This is a genomic window from Enterococcus sp. DJ147D b (assembly GCF_058216655.1).
In genome coordinates, this window is sequence record NZ_CM177104.1 from 257,917 (window position 1) to 273,492 (window position 15,576).

Annotated in this window: 17 protein-coding genes, 1 pseudogene and 1 riboswitch; of the genes and pseudogenes, 13 read left to right on the top strand and 5 right to left on the bottom strand. The window is 37.2% G+C overall.

The annotated features are described in order from the left end of the window. Positions 1-116 precede the first annotated feature (116 nt). The 4 genes from dhaL to AC4BD1_RS01325 are packed head-to-tail and all read right to left on the bottom strand — an operon-like array spanning position 117 to position 3,295. A complete protein-coding gene (dhaL, locus tag AC4BD1_RS01310) occupies positions 117-719 on the bottom strand; it encodes a dihydroxyacetone kinase subunit DhaL (RefSeq protein ID WP_206909394.1) in 603 nt (200 codons plus the stop codon). Between the two features lie 33 nt (positions 720-752). Further along, entirely contained in the window at positions 753-1,742 is a 990-nt protein-coding gene (dhaK, locus tag AC4BD1_RS01315; protein WP_490485706.1) for a dihydroxyacetone kinase subunit DhaK, read from the bottom strand. Between the two features lies 1 nt (position 1,743). Beyond that, entirely contained in the window at positions 1,744-2,142 is a 399-nt protein-coding gene (gene dhaM / locus AC4BD1_RS01320) for a dihydroxyacetone kinase phosphoryl donor subunit DhaM (RefSeq protein WP_206909392.1), read from the bottom strand. Positions 2,143-2,158: 16 nt separating this feature from the next. Then, complete coding sequence (locus AC4BD1_RS01325) at positions 2,159-3,295, bottom strand: glycerol dehydrogenase (RefSeq protein ID WP_490485707.1); 1,137 nt, start codon at positions 3,293-3,295, stop codon at positions 2,159-2,161. 171 nt (positions 3,296-3,466) lie between these two features. On the opposite strand from AC4BD1_RS01325, the gene AC4BD1_RS01330 reads away from it, so the two are divergent. The 6 genes and pseudogenes from AC4BD1_RS01330 to AC4BD1_RS01355 all read left to right on the top strand — a co-directional run bounded on the left by AC4BD1_RS01330 (position 3,467) and on the right by AC4BD1_RS01355 (position 9,327). Continuing rightward, positions 3,467-4,486, top strand: a complete 1,020-nt coding sequence (locus AC4BD1_RS01330; RefSeq protein WP_490466765.1) for a PocR ligand-binding domain-containing protein — start codon at positions 3,467-3,469, stop codon at positions 4,484-4,486. Between the two features lie 61 nt (positions 4,487-4,547). Next, positions 4,548-4,682, top strand: a riboswitch (FMN riboswitch). A 131-nt stretch (positions 4,683-4,813) separates the two neighbouring features. Beyond that, positions 4,814-4,984: pseudogene (locus tag AC4BD1_RS01335) on the top strand (bifunctional diaminohydroxyphosphoribosylaminopyrimidine deaminase/5-amino-6-(5-phosphoribosylamino)uracil reductase RibD); the annotation flags it as partial. A gap of 3 nt (positions 4,985-4,987) precedes the next feature. Beyond that, a complete protein-coding gene (gene ribH / locus AC4BD1_RS01340) occupies positions 4,988-5,437 on the top strand; it encodes a 6,7-dimethyl-8-ribityllumazine synthase (RefSeq protein WP_490486005.1) in 450 nt (149 codons plus the stop codon). Positions 5,438-5,759: 322 nt separating this feature from the next. Then, positions 5,760-6,578 carry a PRD domain-containing protein gene (locus AC4BD1_RS01345; RefSeq protein ID WP_206909387.1) on the top strand — a complete coding sequence of 273 codons (819 nt, stop codon included), beginning with the start codon at positions 5,760-5,762 and terminating at the stop codon, positions 6,576-6,578. 112 nt (positions 6,579-6,690) lie between these two features. Beyond that, entirely contained in the window at positions 6,691-8,526 is a 1,836-nt protein-coding gene (locus AC4BD1_RS01350) for a glucose PTS transporter subunit IIA (protein WP_490485708.1), read from the top strand. 21 nt (positions 8,527-8,547) lie between these two features. Next, positions 8,548-9,327: a ChbG/HpnK family deacetylase gene (locus tag AC4BD1_RS01355; RefSeq protein ID WP_490485709.1), complete on the top strand. Its 780-nt coding sequence runs from the start codon at positions 8,548-8,550 to the stop codon at positions 9,325-9,327. Between the two features lie 27 nt (positions 9,328-9,354). Here the strand turns inward: AC4BD1_RS01355 and AC4BD1_RS01360 are convergent, their stop codons facing one another. Further along, positions 9,355-9,711 carry a hypothetical protein gene (locus AC4BD1_RS01360; RefSeq protein WP_490485710.1) on the bottom strand — a complete coding sequence of 119 codons (357 nt, stop codon included), beginning with the start codon at positions 9,709-9,711 and terminating at the stop codon, positions 9,355-9,357. Between the two features lie 104 nt (positions 9,712-9,815). Here AC4BD1_RS01360 and AC4BD1_RS01365 point away from each other — a divergent pair, with 104 nt between their 5' ends. The 7 genes from AC4BD1_RS01365 (at position 9,816) to AC4BD1_RS01395 (ending at position 15,417) form a co-directional block, all read left to right on the top strand. Next, positions 9,816-10,562, top strand: coding sequence for a DUF2238 domain-containing protein (locus AC4BD1_RS01365; RefSeq protein WP_490485711.1), 747 nt, complete (start codon positions 9,816-9,818; stop codon positions 10,560-10,562). Between the two features lie 3 nt (positions 10,563-10,565). After that, on the top strand, positions 10,566-11,951 hold the full coding sequence (locus tag AC4BD1_RS01370) for a gluconokinase (RefSeq protein WP_490485712.1): 1,386 nt from the start codon (positions 10,566-10,568) through the stop codon (positions 11,949-11,951). A 152-nt stretch (positions 11,952-12,103) separates the two neighbouring features. Further along, entirely contained in the window at positions 12,104-12,550 is a 447-nt protein-coding gene (locus AC4BD1_RS01375; protein ID WP_206909377.1) for a DUF3290 domain-containing protein, read from the top strand. Between the two features lie 11 nt (positions 12,551-12,561). Beyond that, positions 12,562-13,197, top strand: a complete 636-nt coding sequence (locus tag AC4BD1_RS01380) for a DUF421 domain-containing protein (RefSeq protein WP_490485713.1) — start codon at positions 12,562-12,564, stop codon at positions 13,195-13,197. A gap of 274 nt (positions 13,198-13,471) precedes the next feature. Continuing rightward, the gene (locus tag AC4BD1_RS01385; protein WP_206899394.1) at positions 13,472-13,792 is read left to right on the top strand and encodes a PTS sugar transporter subunit IIB; all 321 of its coding nucleotides are present in this window, start codon (positions 13,472-13,474) and stop codon (positions 13,790-13,792) included. Between the two features lie 32 nt (positions 13,793-13,824). Further along, positions 13,825-14,142, top strand: coding sequence for a PTS lactose/cellobiose transporter subunit IIA (locus tag AC4BD1_RS01390; protein WP_206899393.1), 318 nt, complete (start codon positions 13,825-13,827; stop codon positions 14,140-14,142). Positions 14,143-14,169: 27 nt separating this feature from the next. Continuing rightward, complete coding sequence (locus AC4BD1_RS01395; RefSeq protein ID WP_206909373.1) at positions 14,170-15,417, top strand: PTS sugar transporter subunit IIC; 1,248 nt, start codon at positions 14,170-14,172, stop codon at positions 15,415-15,417. The last annotated feature ends 159 nt before the right edge of the window (positions 15,418-15,576 follow it).

A 15,576-nucleotide genomic window follows, 5' to 3' on the forward strand; every position in this document is an offset into this window, starting at 1 on the left:
AAGGCAATCAATTTGATTGTCTTTGCCTCTTTCTAATGACTTTAGTCGGTTTCAATCGCTAAAGCGATTGAAACAAAAAAACCACGCGTCCTGCGCGTGGAATCAGTTGCTTCTTTCTAGTTAAGATAAGGTAATAAAGTTTGGAACAAAATGGCGCTGGAAGCAGCTCCCGGATCAATATGGCCAATCGAACGTTCACCAAGGTAAGAAGCGCGTCCTTTTTTGGCTTGTAAATCTTTTGTATGTTCTTTGGCAGCTGTGATTTCTTCTGCAGTTAGAAGTTGATTTTTTTTGAGTATTTCAGCTACAGGAGCCCAAACATCGACCATTGTTTTATCATCTACATTGGCTTTTCCACGTAGTTGGATCCCATTCAACCCTTCTTGTATAAGTTCACCTAACTGTTCTTCATTTGTAATGGCAGTAACTTCTTTTGTTGCTTTAGCAAAATTCATGAATGCCGTACCATATAATGGACCGGAAGCTCCACCTACTTTTGAAATCAAAGACATAGCTAAGATTTTAAACGTATCAGTAATGGTTTTTGGTTGTTGTGCAACAAATGCTTCTTGATAAGCTGTCATGCCACGAGCCATATTATTTCCGTGATCGCCATCACCAATTGGTGTATCTAATTCACTAAGCATGTGTTTGTTTTGTTCGATTTCTTGAGAAAAATCATTCAACCATGCTTGTACTTTTTCAACTGTCAAATCCATTGTTATTCTCCTTTTGTCAATCATTCTTTTAAGTTAGCCCCATGAGATGGTTGCAACTGGACTTGTTAAAGCTTCCACCCAAGCTGGTGTTGTCAAATCAATCAGTGTTAGAGAAAGACCTTGCATGTCAATAGAGGTCATATAGTTTCCAACTTTGTGGAAATAAACGTCAATCTCTTTATCCGCAAGTAAAGTTAATACATCATTGATAAAGACAAACTGTTCCATTAAAGGGGTGCCACCCATACCGTTGACTAAGACACCAACTTTTTTAGGTGTTTCTGGATAAGCCTGAACTAATTTTTCAACTAATTCTTGTGCTAATTTTTTTGAAGGTTGTAATTTTTCACGACGGTAGCCTGGTTCCCCATGGATACCAACGCCAAATTCGATTTCATCTTCCGCTAAAGTAAAACCAGGTTTTCCAACTTCAGGAACAGTTGCAGCCGACAAAGCAACACCAATCGTTTTGGTTGATTGGACAACTTTTTCGCCTAACTCTTTTAGTTCTGCTAGAGAAGCACCGTTTCGTGCGGCATCACCTAAGATTTTATGAACAAGGACGGTTCCGGCAACACCTCGTTTTCCAGCAGTATAAGTGCTGTCTTCTACAGCAATATCGTCGTCAACAACAACGATTTCTGTTGGAATGTCGTTCATTTCGGCTAAATCTTTTGCCATTTCAAAGTTCAAGATGTCACCAGTATAATTTTTAACGATTAATAAAACACCTTTTCCCTGATTGGTTGCTTCGATAGCACGTTCGATTTGATCTGGTGTAGGAGAAGTGAAGACATCACCTAGAACAGCTGCACTTAACATTCCATCACCGACAAAACCAGCGTGTGCAGGTTCATGCCCGCTTCCGCCACCAGAAACTAATCCGACTTGCACATTATCTGTTTGATTCTTAGCAATGACTCTGGAATCATCGACTCGATGAACAAGTGTCGAATAACTTTTTACCATTCCTTCAAGCATTTCTTCAATAATATTTTGTGGTTCATTAATGATTTTTTTCATTTTAGTTCCAACCTTTCTGTGCTGCTTGTTTTGCTTCATTGACAATATGGTCGGGATCATCAGAAACACTTGCTGTGATTCCAGCTGCGAATGCTCCTTCAACTAAAGGAGCGTCTACTAGAACATATTTTTCTTGTAGCTCTGGTTCTAATAAATCATAAGCAAGCTCAGCACTTAAGACCGCGCTGCCAAGATCAGCGAAGACAAAAAAGATATCGCTATCAGTTGCTTCATTGACTGCATCTACAATTTTGGTTGGATCGCTACCTAATTCTCCATCAGAAGTTCCACCTAGAGAAAAGAGTACGACATTCTCACTTTTGCCCATTTGCTCGATCATTTCTTTGAGCCCATCTGTAATCATTTGACTATGAGAAACGAGTAAGATACTTTTTTTCATTCTAAAAAACTCCTTTTTAGTTACGCATTCTATCTTTGTAGGTTTGTCCAATTCGATCAGCGACGATTAGAGCATTTGCAACATCTTCGACAACAATTGGGAACGGCATTGAATGAATGGATTCTTCAGGAATACAAGCGATTTTTGCTACTTCAAGTGCTTCTTCATAAGTAATGTGATCCACACCTAAATCAGCTAGCGTCAATGGTAACCCAACAGAAGCCATAAAATCCATGACGGCATTCATTTCTTCTTTTTTTGCATCTTCCAGAACTAACTGAGTTAATGTTGCAAAAGCTACTTTTTCACCATGAAGGTAGCTATGTGCACCAGGTAAAACGGTCATTCCGTTATGAATGGCATGAGCTGCAGCTAAACCGCCACTTTCAAATCCTAAACCAGATAACAAAATATTTGTTTCGACAATTTTACTCAATGATTCAGTCACTAAATTTGCATCGCAAGCAATTTTTGCGTTCAAGCCGTCTTCTTGTAGGTGTTCCCAACATAATTTTGCCATTGCTAAGGCAGCATAAGTACCACTAGCAGGAGGAGTTAATCCTTCTCTTGAGCCCATTGGCAAACTTGCATTAACGCGGGAATAAGAATGATGTGTTGCACGTGCTTCAAAATAAGTGGACAGTGCATCACCCATACCAGCAACTAAGAAACGAGTAGGTGCTTTTGCGACCACTTTTGTATCCACTAAGACAACGCTTGGACTTTGTTTAAAATAAGCATAGTCGTCAAATGAACCGTCTTCATGGTATAAAACAGCCGAGTGAGAGGTTGGTGCATCTTGCGCTGCAATCGTTGGAACAATAATTAGTTTTTCACCCTCAGCGACCACTTTTGAAGCATCAATCGCTTTTCCGCCACCTAAACCAATAATGCAGTCAGTGTGTTGTTCTTTAGCTACTTCTTGCAATCGTTTTGTTTCTGCTCGAGTGACTTCACCACTGAAACCGCCTTCAACAAATGATACGCCAAATTTTTCTGCGGTAGCATCAAGTTGTGGTCGAATACGAGCCACATCAGCTGGATTTGCAATCAGTAATGCAGAAGAACCAAAAGTCGATACGAAGTAACCTAAGTTCAGTAATTCATCTTCACCTTGTACATATTTAGTTGGTAAAATTAGTGCTTTTCTCATCAGTAGTTCCTCCTTGTTATCGTTTACTATTATAGCATAAAGCGTTATCATCAAAGAATCATTGAGTTTTGACGTCGTTTTCTTTTGAGAATGTGTTGAATTATTTTGCGAAACAGGAGTATTTTGTCATTTTAGCAAAATACTCCTATACTACTAACTAGAGGTGAAGAAATGGGCACAACTTTATTTGATATCGAACAAGTTTTAGATCTAGATAAATGGGAAAAAGTTCAAGAAAGTCTAGCTCTTGCTACTCATTTGGCTATTATTTTAGTTGATTATCGAGGTAGACCAATTACGAAACATAGCCAAGTCCAACCCTTTTGTCAGTTTGTACGCAATCATCCTGAATTGGCTGTGTATTGTGAAAAATGTGATTCAAGAGGAGGCCTGGAAGCCGTTCGAACAGGAGAGCCGTTTATTTACCGTTGTCATTTTAATATTGTTGATATGGCAATTCCAATCATGGTTGATAATCAATATGTTGGTGCAATCATGGCCGGAGAAGTTCTGCTTGTAGATGGGCAAGAAAAGCTAGAACAAGTATTGCAAGTAGAAAATCAAAAAAGACTAGAAGCATTTAAAGACGAGCACCACGAATTATTTGAACAATACCCGAAATTTACGCTGGATGATTTACAAAAAAACGCGACAATGTTAGAAAGTTTAAGTGAATACATCGTAACAGAAGCAATCAAAAAAGATTATTTGATTAAAGCGTATAAGCAGACACTCCGTATTTCCAAAAAAGCAGAAGTACCAGATCAATCAGTTGATTTAAAAACAGTGCAAGCAGATATTCGTCACTCTTTATTGGAAAACCAACTAGCGGCAGAAAAAGATAGTTATCTAGCCAAAAATAAAATGCTCCAACCGGCAATTGATTTGATTTTTGCCAATAAAGGAAGTCATGTCGATTTAAATATGTTAGCCACTGTGACGAATTTGAGTCCAAGCTATTTAAGTCGGCAATTGAAAGAAGAATTTGGAGAACCTTTCAGTCAGATGTATGCTAAATTAAAAATTTATTGGGCGGAACAATTATTGAAGACCACAGATTTAACAATCAGTGAGATTAGTGATCAATTAGGTTATGTTGAAGCTAGTTACTTTGTTCGTTCATTCAAAAAAATCAAGGGAATTACACCATTGAATTACCGGAAGCGACACAAACGTTCTCCGATGACTTGAAGCAAGTTGCCAATCAAGTGCAAGAAAAAAGCCGTTGACATTCTTTTTTCGTTAATTGAATATGTTTCTTCGGGGTAGGGTGTAATTCCCGACCGACGGTGACAAGGCTAATTTGAAGTCCGTGACCCGCAATAGTTGCGGTTGATCTAGTGAAAACTAGAACCGACAGTTAAAGTCTGGATGGGAGAAGAAAAACTTATCGAAACAAACGACGGGAAAAGTGTCTCTATTTTTGTCGTACTTCTTTGAGTTTATTTTGACTATTGGTCTCGTGTAATTACACGAGGCTTTTTTGTTTGGAAAGGAGGATTTCAATTGGATGAACGATTGATGAAACAAACGATTCTAGCAGCAGAAAAAGGACGTGGAAAAACATTTACGAACCCTTTAGTCGGTGCAGTCATTGCGAAAGACGATCAAGTCCTAGCGGTCGGCGCACATTTAGCATATGGCAATGCACATGCAGAAAAAGCAGCAATTGATTATTTAAAGAAAACTTTTATGACATACGAAAAAATTGGGATTGTCATTGTACGAGTTAACGAATGTATTACATCAAAACTATTAAGTGGAGCAGTCGATAACTTACTCCGTCACGGTGTGAACGAAGAGGATATTGATGTTTATTGGATTCCTGGATCATTTGAGATCTTGTTTATGACCAAGAAAATCTTGGCAATGAAACAATATGATGACGTACTGACTCTTGGTGCAGTGATTCGTGGAGCAACGACGCATTATGAATTGGTTAGTAACGAAGTGGCAAAAGCAAAAGGTGTGGCTCAAGTTGGTTTAGCCTCGGAAACGCTAGTTATGTTTGGCGTGCTAACAACAGAAACGATTGAACAAGCAATTGAACGCTCAGAGACGAAAGCTGGAAACAATGGTGCGAGTGTGGCTCAAGGATTGCTTGAAATGATTTCTTTCACACAACAACTCACTAATAACTGAGTACAGTAGTACTTTGCCCATTTGCTTCCTTAAAAAATTAGAAAAACTAGAAGTTGCATTTTCTACCATTACACAATCGGGTAGAAGGTTCATTTTTTTTAAGTTCTGTGATTCTTGCTAATAAATGGCTGATTTTAATAACGATTGTAATAAAAAATAAAAAACGGTTACATTTGTTGTTGACTTTTGTGGTAGATACCGTTATGATGTTCACATAAAAGGCGTGTTACTGGTCCGACCAGGCATCAACCAACATGTAATAGACTGTGGAAGCAGTTTATTAATGTTGGCTTTTTTATTGTCTTAGATTGGGGGTGGCGAGTTGGAGATCATCAAGAGTATCAATAACAATTTTGCATTAGCGATGAAAGATGGCAAAGAAGTCATTGTTGCAGAAGTAGGAATTGGCTTTGGAAAATTTCCCAAAACGATTGCAGAAGATGAAGTCGAAAAAGTGTATCAACTAAATGACTCAAATCTAAAGGGAATCAATTTGGCTCAATTTCCGTTAGAAGTCATGAATTACGCTCATCAAATTGTCAAAAAAGCTGAGCAAGAACTCCAGTTACCAACGACAGATCTTTTGTTTTTAAATGTTGCAGATCACACCAACTATATGTTGCAGCGTTTGGATCAAGGAATTTCTTTGAGCGCACCGTTTCGAATTGAGATCGAAAAATTTTTCCCAAAAGAATTTGAATTGGGTAATTGGGCGGTGAACTACTTGGCTGAAGAAACAGGTAAAGAAATACCGAGACAAGAAGCACACGCCTATGCCTTACATTTTATCAATAGTCAAGCAAGTCTTGGTGAACGTGAAAAAGTGGATCCTTACATTAAAATTATCAGTGATGTGAACAATATTATTACGTATCATTTCCATAAAGAGTTCCCAGAAGATTCGTTTTATTATTTGCGTTTTGTGACACATCTTAAATATTTTATTGCTCGAAAGCTTAATCATGAGACAACTGAGTATCGAAAAAATGAATTGTATCAAACACTGCGAGCACAATATGTACAAGAAGCGCAGTGTGTCAAGAAAATCGAGCATTACTTACAAGAGTCTTACGGTTGGACGTTGGACGAAGAAGATTTGCTTTATCTGCTGATCCACATTAAAAAAATAAGTGAAATTTGAGTGTAACTGGTTCGACCAGGCATAACCAAAAAAACGACTCTCTTTTGATTGAAGAGGGCTAGTTTTTTTGGTTTTTTGTTTTTTACGAACAATTTTCAAGGAGGAAAAAGAAATGGACGATCGACAAAGAGCACAAGCAATTTTAGAAGCAGTGGGAGGAAAAGAAAATGTTTCGTCATTAACACACTGCGCAACACGCCTGCGTTTTTATTTAAATAATGGACAAAAAGTTGAGAAAGAAGAAATCAAAGAAGTACCCGGCGTGATTCAATACGTGGAATCTGGTGGGCAACATCAAGTAGTGATTGGTAGTGACGTGGTGGATGTCTTTGATGAATTAGTTAAACTATTACCAGAAGATGCAGAAGAACAAGGAGATGAAACAAAAGAGAAACAAAAATGGTACGATGAATTATTTGCGACAATTTCAGCTATTTTTACTCCTTATATCGGAGTGCTGGCAGCAGCGGGGATTTTAAAAGGTTTTTTGATTCCACTTTCTATGTACAACATTTTGCCGGTAGATAGTGGATTATATCAATTATTGAGTATCTTAGCCTCTGGTATCTTTACATTGTTACCCTTGTTTATTGCAGTAACAGCAGCGAATCGATTTAAGACAAATCAATTTATTGCGTTGGCAATAGCAGCGGCAATGATCTATCCATTGACTGATGCTAGTATTTTAGATAGTGCCTCTTTGTTAGGATTAACGATTAGTTTCAAAACTTATGGTGGTGCTGTAGTGCCAACAATCCTAGCGATTTGGGCGCAAAGTTACATTGAACGTGGCGTTAAAAAAGTATTGCCTAAAGTTACTCATACCGTATTTGTTCCCTTTTTTACAATTATCATCACTGGGATTGCGGTGTTTGCTTTGATTGGCCCGCTAGGAAATGGGATCGCAAATCTGATTGGGACAGCATACTTCAGCATGTATGCGTTTAGTCCGATTTTAGCTGGTGCTTTATTAGGTGGTTTATTCCAATTATTAGTAATGGTTGGTTTACATTGGGGAATCTTACCGATTGCTTTAATCAATATTCAAAACACTGGTGCAGATACGATTTTACCGATTGGATCAAATGGTGTATTTGGTCAATTTGGTGCGGTAGTGGGTGCTTGGTTGTTTTTGAGAAAAGGAAAAGATAAAGAAATTGCTGCATCTGCCTCATTATCAGGATTTTTTGGAATCACAGAGCCTGCTATCTATGGGATTAACTTGAAGTATAAAATGCCCTTCATCATTGGTTCGATTTCTGCAGCACTTGGTGGAGCAATCAGTGGATTTTTTGAAACTAAAGCCTATTCATTTACACCAGTAGCTAATATTTTTACATTCTCAATGTTTGTAGGACCAGGAAATAATTTTAGTGCACAACTGTTAGCGAATGGCGTGTCGTTTTTCGTAGCGCTAATTGCCACTGCTTGGTGGATGCGTAAGCAAATGAAAACAACTAATGAAGAAAAGAAAAACATTCCCGCAGAACCAGTTGTCTCTACTGGCTTAGGTGAAGCAGACTTAGTAGTAGCTCCTTTAAATGGAGAGTATTTACCAATTTCAGAAATCAATGATCCGGTATTTTCTTCAAAAAGCATGGGAGAAGGATTTGCAATCAAACCAAGTGATGGCACTGTATATGCACCTGTTAACGGCATCGTGGAACTAATTGCTCAAACAAAACATGCGATAGGATTTACTGCTGATGATGGCAAGCAATTGTTGATCCATATTGGTTTGAATACAGTAGAATTAAATGGGAAAGGTTTTTCTTGGCAAGTCAAGCAAGGTGATCGAGTAACTGCAGGACAAGTCATTGGACAAGTCGATTTCAGTCAACTGACTGACTACGATACGACAACAGCAGTCGTTTTGACAAATACGCTTGATTATCCAGAAGTCAAGATTTCATTAACCGATAAAAATCATCTGATTCAAACGAAATAAGTGAAAAAGGAAGGCTGAATGATGAGAAAATTTATTTTAAATGCAGATGACTTAGGGATGTCAGAAGCTATTAATTTTGGCATTGCAAAAAGTGTGCGAGAAGGAATCGTGAAAAGTACCTCGTTAATGGTGAATATGCCTGAAGCAAAAGCCGGAGCATCATTGATTCAAGCAACTGATCCAACAGTGGAAATCAATCTGCATATCAATTTTACTTTAGGGAAACCAGTGACGGATGCGAAAAAAATTCCTAGTTTAGTGGATGCAAACGGCATATTCCTCTCTTCTAGTCATTACAAAAATGGTGGGACATTGACATTTGACTATCATGAAATCAAACAAGAAATGGAAGCACAAATTTTATGTTTTAAAGAATTACTTGGTGAATTTCCAGTACACATGGAAACACATTCCGTCGGGGATCAAGCAGTTGGTCAAGCTTTATTTGAATTAGCCGAGAAGTATGGCATCCATGCTAATTTATTTTATGGCTACCAACCACCAAAAGAATTACCTTATCGATTAGCAGAAATTCCTGATTTTGGTAAATTGATGACAGTCCTCAACCGCGGGACGAAGCTTAGTGACTTCGTAGACGATGCGTTTGGTTACGAAACATTACCAGAAGAAACAGTCATTGAATTGCATCTTCACCCTGGTTTCCTAGATCAATACGTGTTAGACCACAGCACATTAACCTTGCCGCGTTGTCAAGACTTAGAAACTTTGACTTCTTCTGCGTTAAAAAAATGGTTTGAAACAAAAGGCTATCAAGTTGTTGATTTCGCCAGTTTAAAATAATAAAAGAAGAAGCGGAACAAAGCGCAGTTACGCGCTTTGTTCCGCTTCTTTTTTGATTTTTTGGACTAATGTTTTTAGCGCATCTAAACGTGTGGGTGTTAAGGAGGAAATACGAATACACGTTTTACCCAAATTGCTTTTGCCAAAGATGCGGGTATATTGTTCAACCAAAGGCGGTTCATTTTCGGCGATAGGTACATAAATATTAACAGTTTTGGCGTATTGCTTGACTGCAATCAACGGTGAAACTGGATCATCTGGTGAATATTGGAGAAATAACCAGCCAATGCCTGTGAACTTTCCAACAGTGAAACTTTTACCTGCTTGATTTGTTTCTTGTTCAATAAGTTGTTTGATCTGAGTATATGATTTTTCACTATTCACTAGACGCCACCTCTTAGTTATTTCCTATTTTCTATGCACTTATTGTATCATGTTTATAAGGGAAAAGACTCATTGGAAGAATTAGATGAGCAAAGGAGCTTGTTATGAAGAAAAAGTGGTTAGACAAGAAAAAGGTAATTTTTTATTTAGTTTTTATTTTACTAGCGATTTCTACTATATATGCGGTAGTCATGATGATTCAAACACCATCTGGAACGTCAACAACGGAGCACGAACACGTCAAAAGTGATTATGTGTTGATGATTTTACAATGTGTCGCAGGAATGATTATCATATTTTTACCAAAACAAGTAGAACAAAAGTTTGATATTGAGATTCCTGATACGATGGAGATCCTTTTCTTCCTCTTTTTATTTTGCGCCATTTATTTGGGAGAAGTACGAAACTTTTATTACAAAATACCGTTTTGGGACATGATCTTACATGGCTTTAGTGCGGCGATGTTAGGAGCCTTAGGGTTTATTGTTGTCGCATACCTAAATCGAAGTCAGCGCATAACCTTACAGCTGAGTCCATTTTTTATTAGTTTGTTTGCTTTTTGTTTTGCAACAACGGTTGGGCTATTTTGGGAAGTATATGAATTTCTAGCAGATCATTTGTTGGGAACGAATATGCAAAAATTTATGACAGGAGAAGGTAAAGTCTTAAGTGGACACGAGGCGCTGATCGATACAATGAAGGATTGTATCGTAAATATGCTTGGTGCATTAATCGTCGTTAGTTGGGGATATATTCATTTAAAACATCAAGAAAAAAGATTAAATAATCTTTCACGTGTAAATGAAAAAGCTGAGGAAACTAATTTAGATAGAAATAAGAAGGAAGACTAAAAAATGACGGATATATTTTTAGGTGTCGACATTGGGACCACTGCAATCAAATTTGGCGCAATCGCTGAAGGGGAAACTATTTTTTATCATCGCGTTCCATTGGAAACTTACAATGAGGCTGGGGGGGTTCGTTATCAGAAAGCTTCTGAAATTTTAGCACTTATCCAAAATGAATTACAGACGCTACCTACTTCATTAAGAAAGAGAGTCACGAAAATCAGTTTTAGCGTGGCGATGCACAGTTGCATGCCTGTGGTCGATGGACAATTTGAGCAGGTGTTTATTTGGTCTGACACCCAAAGTATGGAGGAAATAACAGTATTCAAACAGACGAGTAATGCCGAACGTTTTTATCAAAAAACAGGGACACCGATCCATGAAATGACACCTTTTGCTAAAATCCTTTATTTTCAAAAAAGGCGAATGTACCCAGAAAAAACGAAATGGTTGGGTCTAAAAGAATTGCTCATGGAATTTTTCACTGGAATTTCAGCTATTGATTTGTCTACAGCATCTGCTACAGGTTTATTGAACTTAGCCATGCAGCAATGGGATACAGAAATTTTAGCTTATCTTGGCATCAGTCAGGAACAATTAGGGCAGTTAGTGGCGCCGACGACGCCATTTTTGATCAAAAGAGAATTAGCTGATAAGTTTAACTTTTTACCTGGTGTACAAGTTTTTGCAGGAGCAAGTGACGGTTGCTTAGCGGCTTATGGTGGCTACCTAGCTAATGGATTGTCAGCAAGTTTGACTATTGGTACAAGTGCTGCTGTTCGAGAAATAACTGATACACCGATTTTTGATTGGCAACGTCAAAACTTTTGTTACTATTTGACTGAAAATGTTTATGTGATTGGAGCGCCATCAAATAATGGTGGTAAAGTACTTGAATGGGCAAGCCAAATCTTTGCAGATGAGCCAATGCAGTTTTATGAAAAAATTCCTGACTACTTAGCGCAATCATCAATTGGTGCTAAGGGCCTACGTTTTTTTCCGTATGTCAATGGAGAACGAGCACCATTATGGAAAGCCAATCAAAAAGCAGAATTTAAAGGATTAACGATCCATCATCACAAAGCAGAGATGATTCGTGCGGTGATTGAAGGTTTGCTGTTCAACATTAAGCGACTTCATGAAATGGTAAAAGAACCACGTACTTTAGCAATCAGTGGTGGATTTTTTGAGTCTACTGTTTTATGTCAGTTAACAGCAGACATTTTAGGCGCTGATTGTTGGTTAGCTGGTGAAAATGAACCAATCTATGGTCTGTATGGGTTAATTAATCAGATAGTCCCGAAACAGTCGCCATCGAATCTGCAAAAATGGTCAGCTGATCAAGAAAAACAAGCAGAATTACAACAAATATTTCAGACCTATTTTGATTGAATTGTGTAAGTTGTTCAGTGTGTAAAAACGTAGGAATCATTTCTGGTTCTTCTAATTTGGTCGTGTTTCCTCAGGTGATGGAGAGCAACAATCATTTTTGAGAACGGAACTGGAAATTTTTTAGTTCAAAAGGGATGAGCAAGGAGGACTTTATGACTTTTTACAGCATTTCATATTTGGAAGCACAAACGAATTTAAATGATTATGTAAAATACTTTTTTATTTTTGGTTCGTTGATTCTATTAGTAGTGGTCTTTAGTTTGTATTTAAGGCATCGAATACAAACGAAGTATCGGGATCTTAGTATTATTTTTTTCTTATTTTTATTGTTTGTTTCTGGTGTGCAGTATTCAGATTATCAAGTGAATCAAAGTCGTCACTCCCAGTCTTCTCAAATGGTTAACTTAGTAGAACAAATTTCAAAAGAAAAAAACTTAGCAAAAAAAGAAATCTTGGTCAATTCCACTCAACTGGCCGACGGGATCATTGTGAAAATCGCAGATGATTTTTATAAAGTCAATTTAAGTGGAGATCAGGCGTCCTATACGCTAGAACGAGCATATGTTACTAATCCAGAAATTAAAATTATCAACGAATAAGGAGAAAAAATATGCAGTTTTATACACCAATTATTATTAAATTTGCACTAGGGATCATTTGTTTGATTATTCAAATTAATTTGATGGGAAAAGGAAATTTAGCTCCTTCTTCAGCGATGGATCAGGTCCAAAATTATGTTTTAGGTGGTATTATTGGAGGCGTAATCTATAATGACTCAATTACTGTATTGCAATTTGTATTGGTATTGATTATTTGGACGTTGTTAGTATTAGTTCTCAAATTTGCTAAAGAGCATAATCGCTATGTGAAACGAGTAGTGGATGGTCGACCCATTACTTTGATTCAAAATGGGGTCGTTGATGTCAATGAATGTTTGAAAAATGGAATCTCAGCCAATGAATTGATGTTTAAGCTTCGAGCAAATGGTATTTACGAAGTAGAAAATGTAAAGCGTGCTGTCTTGGAACAAAACGGTCAATTGACACTGATTGAATTTGGTGATGAAAATATTCGTTATCCAATTATTGTTGATGGCCAGTCGAATGAAGACGTATTGGAATTGATAAAAAAAGATGAAGCTTGGTTGGAAGAACAAATTAAACAAAATGGATTCCAAAAAATCAACGAAATCTATCTTGGAGAGTATTTATCTGGAAAATTAAATCTCTACGGCTACAAAAAATAAACTAGACTAAATAGCTTTGTTAGTAAAAAATACTTGAAGTGTGAAACAGTTGATTGAAAGAAAACTGTTTCATACTCTTTTTTTGCACAGAAATCATGTATGAAACCGAAAACACTGCACACTAATAATAACTTGTGTATTTTAATTTGTTAGTGTGCGCACTGACGGATGACATCTGTACCCCTTGATAGAGTAGTAATGTAAAGCGCTTTTATTTTTGGCACGGTACTTGCATTATATAAAAGTGTAAGTAAGAAAAAAGGATGTGTTCGAAATGGAAAAGAAAACAATTATGCTTGTCTGTTCAGCAGGAATGAGTACTAGTCTATTAGTAACTAAAATGCAAAAAGCAGCTGAGGAAAAAGGTGTGGAAGCAGATATCTTTGCTGTATCAGCATCTGATGCTGACCGTCATCTAGAAGAAAAAAATGTAGACGTTTTACTTTTAGGTCCACAAGTTCGATTTATGAAAAATCAATTTGAAGAAAAACTTGCACCAAAAGGGATTCCGTTGGATGTAATCAATATGCAAGATTATGGCATGATGAACGGTCCCAAAGTTTTAGAACAAGCAGAAAACTTAATTAACCAATAAAACTTGAATAAAAATAGAGGGGATGAAGAATAATGGAAGATCAAAAAAATCTTGAGGCAATCATGGGATTGATCATGTTTGGCGGAAATGCAAAAAGCGATGCAATGGAAGCGATTGCTGCCGCAAAAAGTGGTGACTTTGAATTAGCAGATGCAAAAATCAAAGATGCAGAAGAATCTTTAGTACAAGCACACCATTCACAAACAGAAATGCTTACGCAAGAAGCACAAGGAAACCATGTGGACGTTACATTATTGACTGTTCATAGTCAAGATCACTTGATGACATCAATCGCGTTTACTGATTTAGCAAAAGAAATTATTGATTTATATCGTCGAATTGACGTGTAAAAGGGGTAAAAGAAAGAGGTAGGAAAGATGGATAGATTTGTTGCATTTATGGAGAAACACTTTATACCTGTAGCATCAAAAATTGGTGCTCAACGACATTTAGTTGCTATTCGTGATTCATTTATGGTAAGTATGCCGTTGATGATTTTAGGTGCGTTAGCAGTTATGATTAATAATTTACCAATTCCTGGATTCCAAGAATTAATGAATTCGATTTTTGGTGGAGAAGCGTGGAAAGGCTTCGGAGGCGCAGCGTGGAACGGAACATTCGCAATCCTTTCGGTTTTGATTGCTTTCTTGTTAGCTTATCATCTAGCGAATAGTTATAAAAAAGACGGCGTGTCTGCCGGTGTCATTTCATTAGGATCATTCTTCGCTTTAGGCGGAGCATTGGGCATGAGCTCGACTGGTTTATTTATTGCAATTATTGTTGGGATTGTCTCAACAGAAATTTTTGTTCGATTAAGTGGAAATGAAAAATTAATTATTAAAATGCCTGATGGTGTTCCACCAGCAGTTGCAAAAGCATTTGCTTCATTATTACCTGCAATGATTACTATTTCATTCTTTGCATTGATTGCTGCGATTTTTGCTGCATTTGGTGTAGCTGATATTGTAGGCGCATTTTACACATTAGTTCAAGAACCATTTATGGGACTTGCAAACTCATATCCATCAGCATTATTATTAGCATTCATCACACCATTCTTATGGTTCTTCGGTTTACATGGAGCAAACATGGTTGACCCATTGATGCAAACAATCAATGCACCTGCAATCGAAGCAAATGTGAAAGCGATTGCTGCAGGACATGATGCACCATTTATCGTTAATAAACCATTCTTTGATAGTTTTGTTAACTTAGGTGGTACAGGTGCGACATTAGGTTTATTATTAGCTATTTATTTAGTTGGCCGTAAAAACAAACCTTATATGGTCGTAACAAACTTATCAATCGCGCCAGGTATCTTTAACATCAATGAACCAACGATGTTTGGATTGCCAATCGTATTGAATCCAATTATGTTTATTCCGTTTATTTTAACACCAATGGTTTTAGTTAGTGTTGCTTATTTTGCAACATCTACAGGAATCGTTCCAGCAGCGACAGTTATGCCTCCTTGGGTAACTCCACCGGTTATCGGCGGGATTTTGGCAACTAAGAGCATGGCAGGCGGTGTGTTAGCTGCTGTCAACTTGATTCTTTCCGTTTTGATTTACTTGCCATTCGTAAAAGTTGCGACAGTGCAAGAACAACGTAAAGTAGCACAATAAAAAAATGTGTTATTTCACAAAAATGAAATAGCTTGAAAGCAGTGAGGTTGTGACATTAGTCGCAACCTCTTTTTTGTGTCCGCCAATCAATTAAACTAGTTTCTTAAAAATAAATTAGTGTGTAAATACATATATATTGTGAAAATAATACATGTTATA

Bases quoted from the DNA above. Each gene is read 5' to 3' on its own strand.
- dhaL (WP_206909394.1), bottom strand. From the start codon at position 719: ATGGATTTGACAGTTGAAAAAGTACAAGCATGGTTGAATGATTTTTCT.
- dhaK (WP_490485706.1), bottom strand. From the start codon at position 1,742: ATGAAAAAAATCATTAATGAACCACAAAATATTATTGAAGAAATGCTT.
- dhaM (WP_206909392.1), bottom strand. From the start codon at position 2,142: ATGAAAAAAAGTATCTTACTCGTTTCTCATAGTCAAATGATTACAGAT.
- ribH (WP_490486005.1), top strand. From the start codon at position 4,988: ATGACATACGAAAAAATTGGGATTGTCATTGTACGAGTTAACGAATGT.
- AC4BD1_RS01380 (WP_490485713.1), top strand. From the start codon at position 12,562: ATGCAGTTTTATACACCAATTATTATTAAATTTGCACTAGGGATCATT.
- AC4BD1_RS01385 (WP_206899394.1), top strand. From the start codon at position 13,472: ATGGAAAAGAAAACAATTATGCTTGTCTGTTCAGCAGGAATGAGTACT.
- AC4BD1_RS01350 (WP_490485708.1), top strand. From the start codon at position 6,691: ATGGACGATCGACAAAGAGCACAAGCAATTTTAGAAGCAGTGGGAGGA.
- AC4BD1_RS01370 (WP_490485712.1), top strand. From the start codon at position 10,566: ATGACGGATATATTTTTAGGTGTCGACATTGGGACCACTGCAATCAAA.
- AC4BD1_RS01375 (WP_206909377.1), top strand. From the start codon at position 12,104: ATGACTTTTTACAGCATTTCATATTTGGAAGCACAAACGAATTTAAAT.
- AC4BD1_RS01365 (WP_490485711.1), top strand. From the start codon at position 9,816: ATGAAGAAAAAGTGGTTAGACAAGAAAAAGGTAATTTTTTATTTAGTT.
- AC4BD1_RS01395 (WP_206909373.1), top strand. From the start codon at position 14,170: ATGGATAGATTTGTTGCATTTATGGAGAAACACTTTATACCTGTAGCA.
- AC4BD1_RS01355 (WP_490485709.1), top strand. From the start codon at position 8,548: ATGAGAAAATTTATTTTAAATGCAGATGACTTAGGGATGTCAGAAGCT.
- AC4BD1_RS01390 (WP_206899393.1), top strand. From the start codon at position 13,825: ATGGAAGATCAAAAAAATCTTGAGGCAATCATGGGATTGATCATGTTT.
- AC4BD1_RS01325 (WP_490485707.1), bottom strand. From the start codon at position 3,295: ATGAGAAAAGCACTAATTTTACCAACTAAATATGTACAAGGTGAAGAT.
- AC4BD1_RS01330 (WP_490466765.1), top strand. From the start codon at position 3,467: ATGGGCACAACTTTATTTGATATCGAACAAGTTTTAGATCTAGATAAA.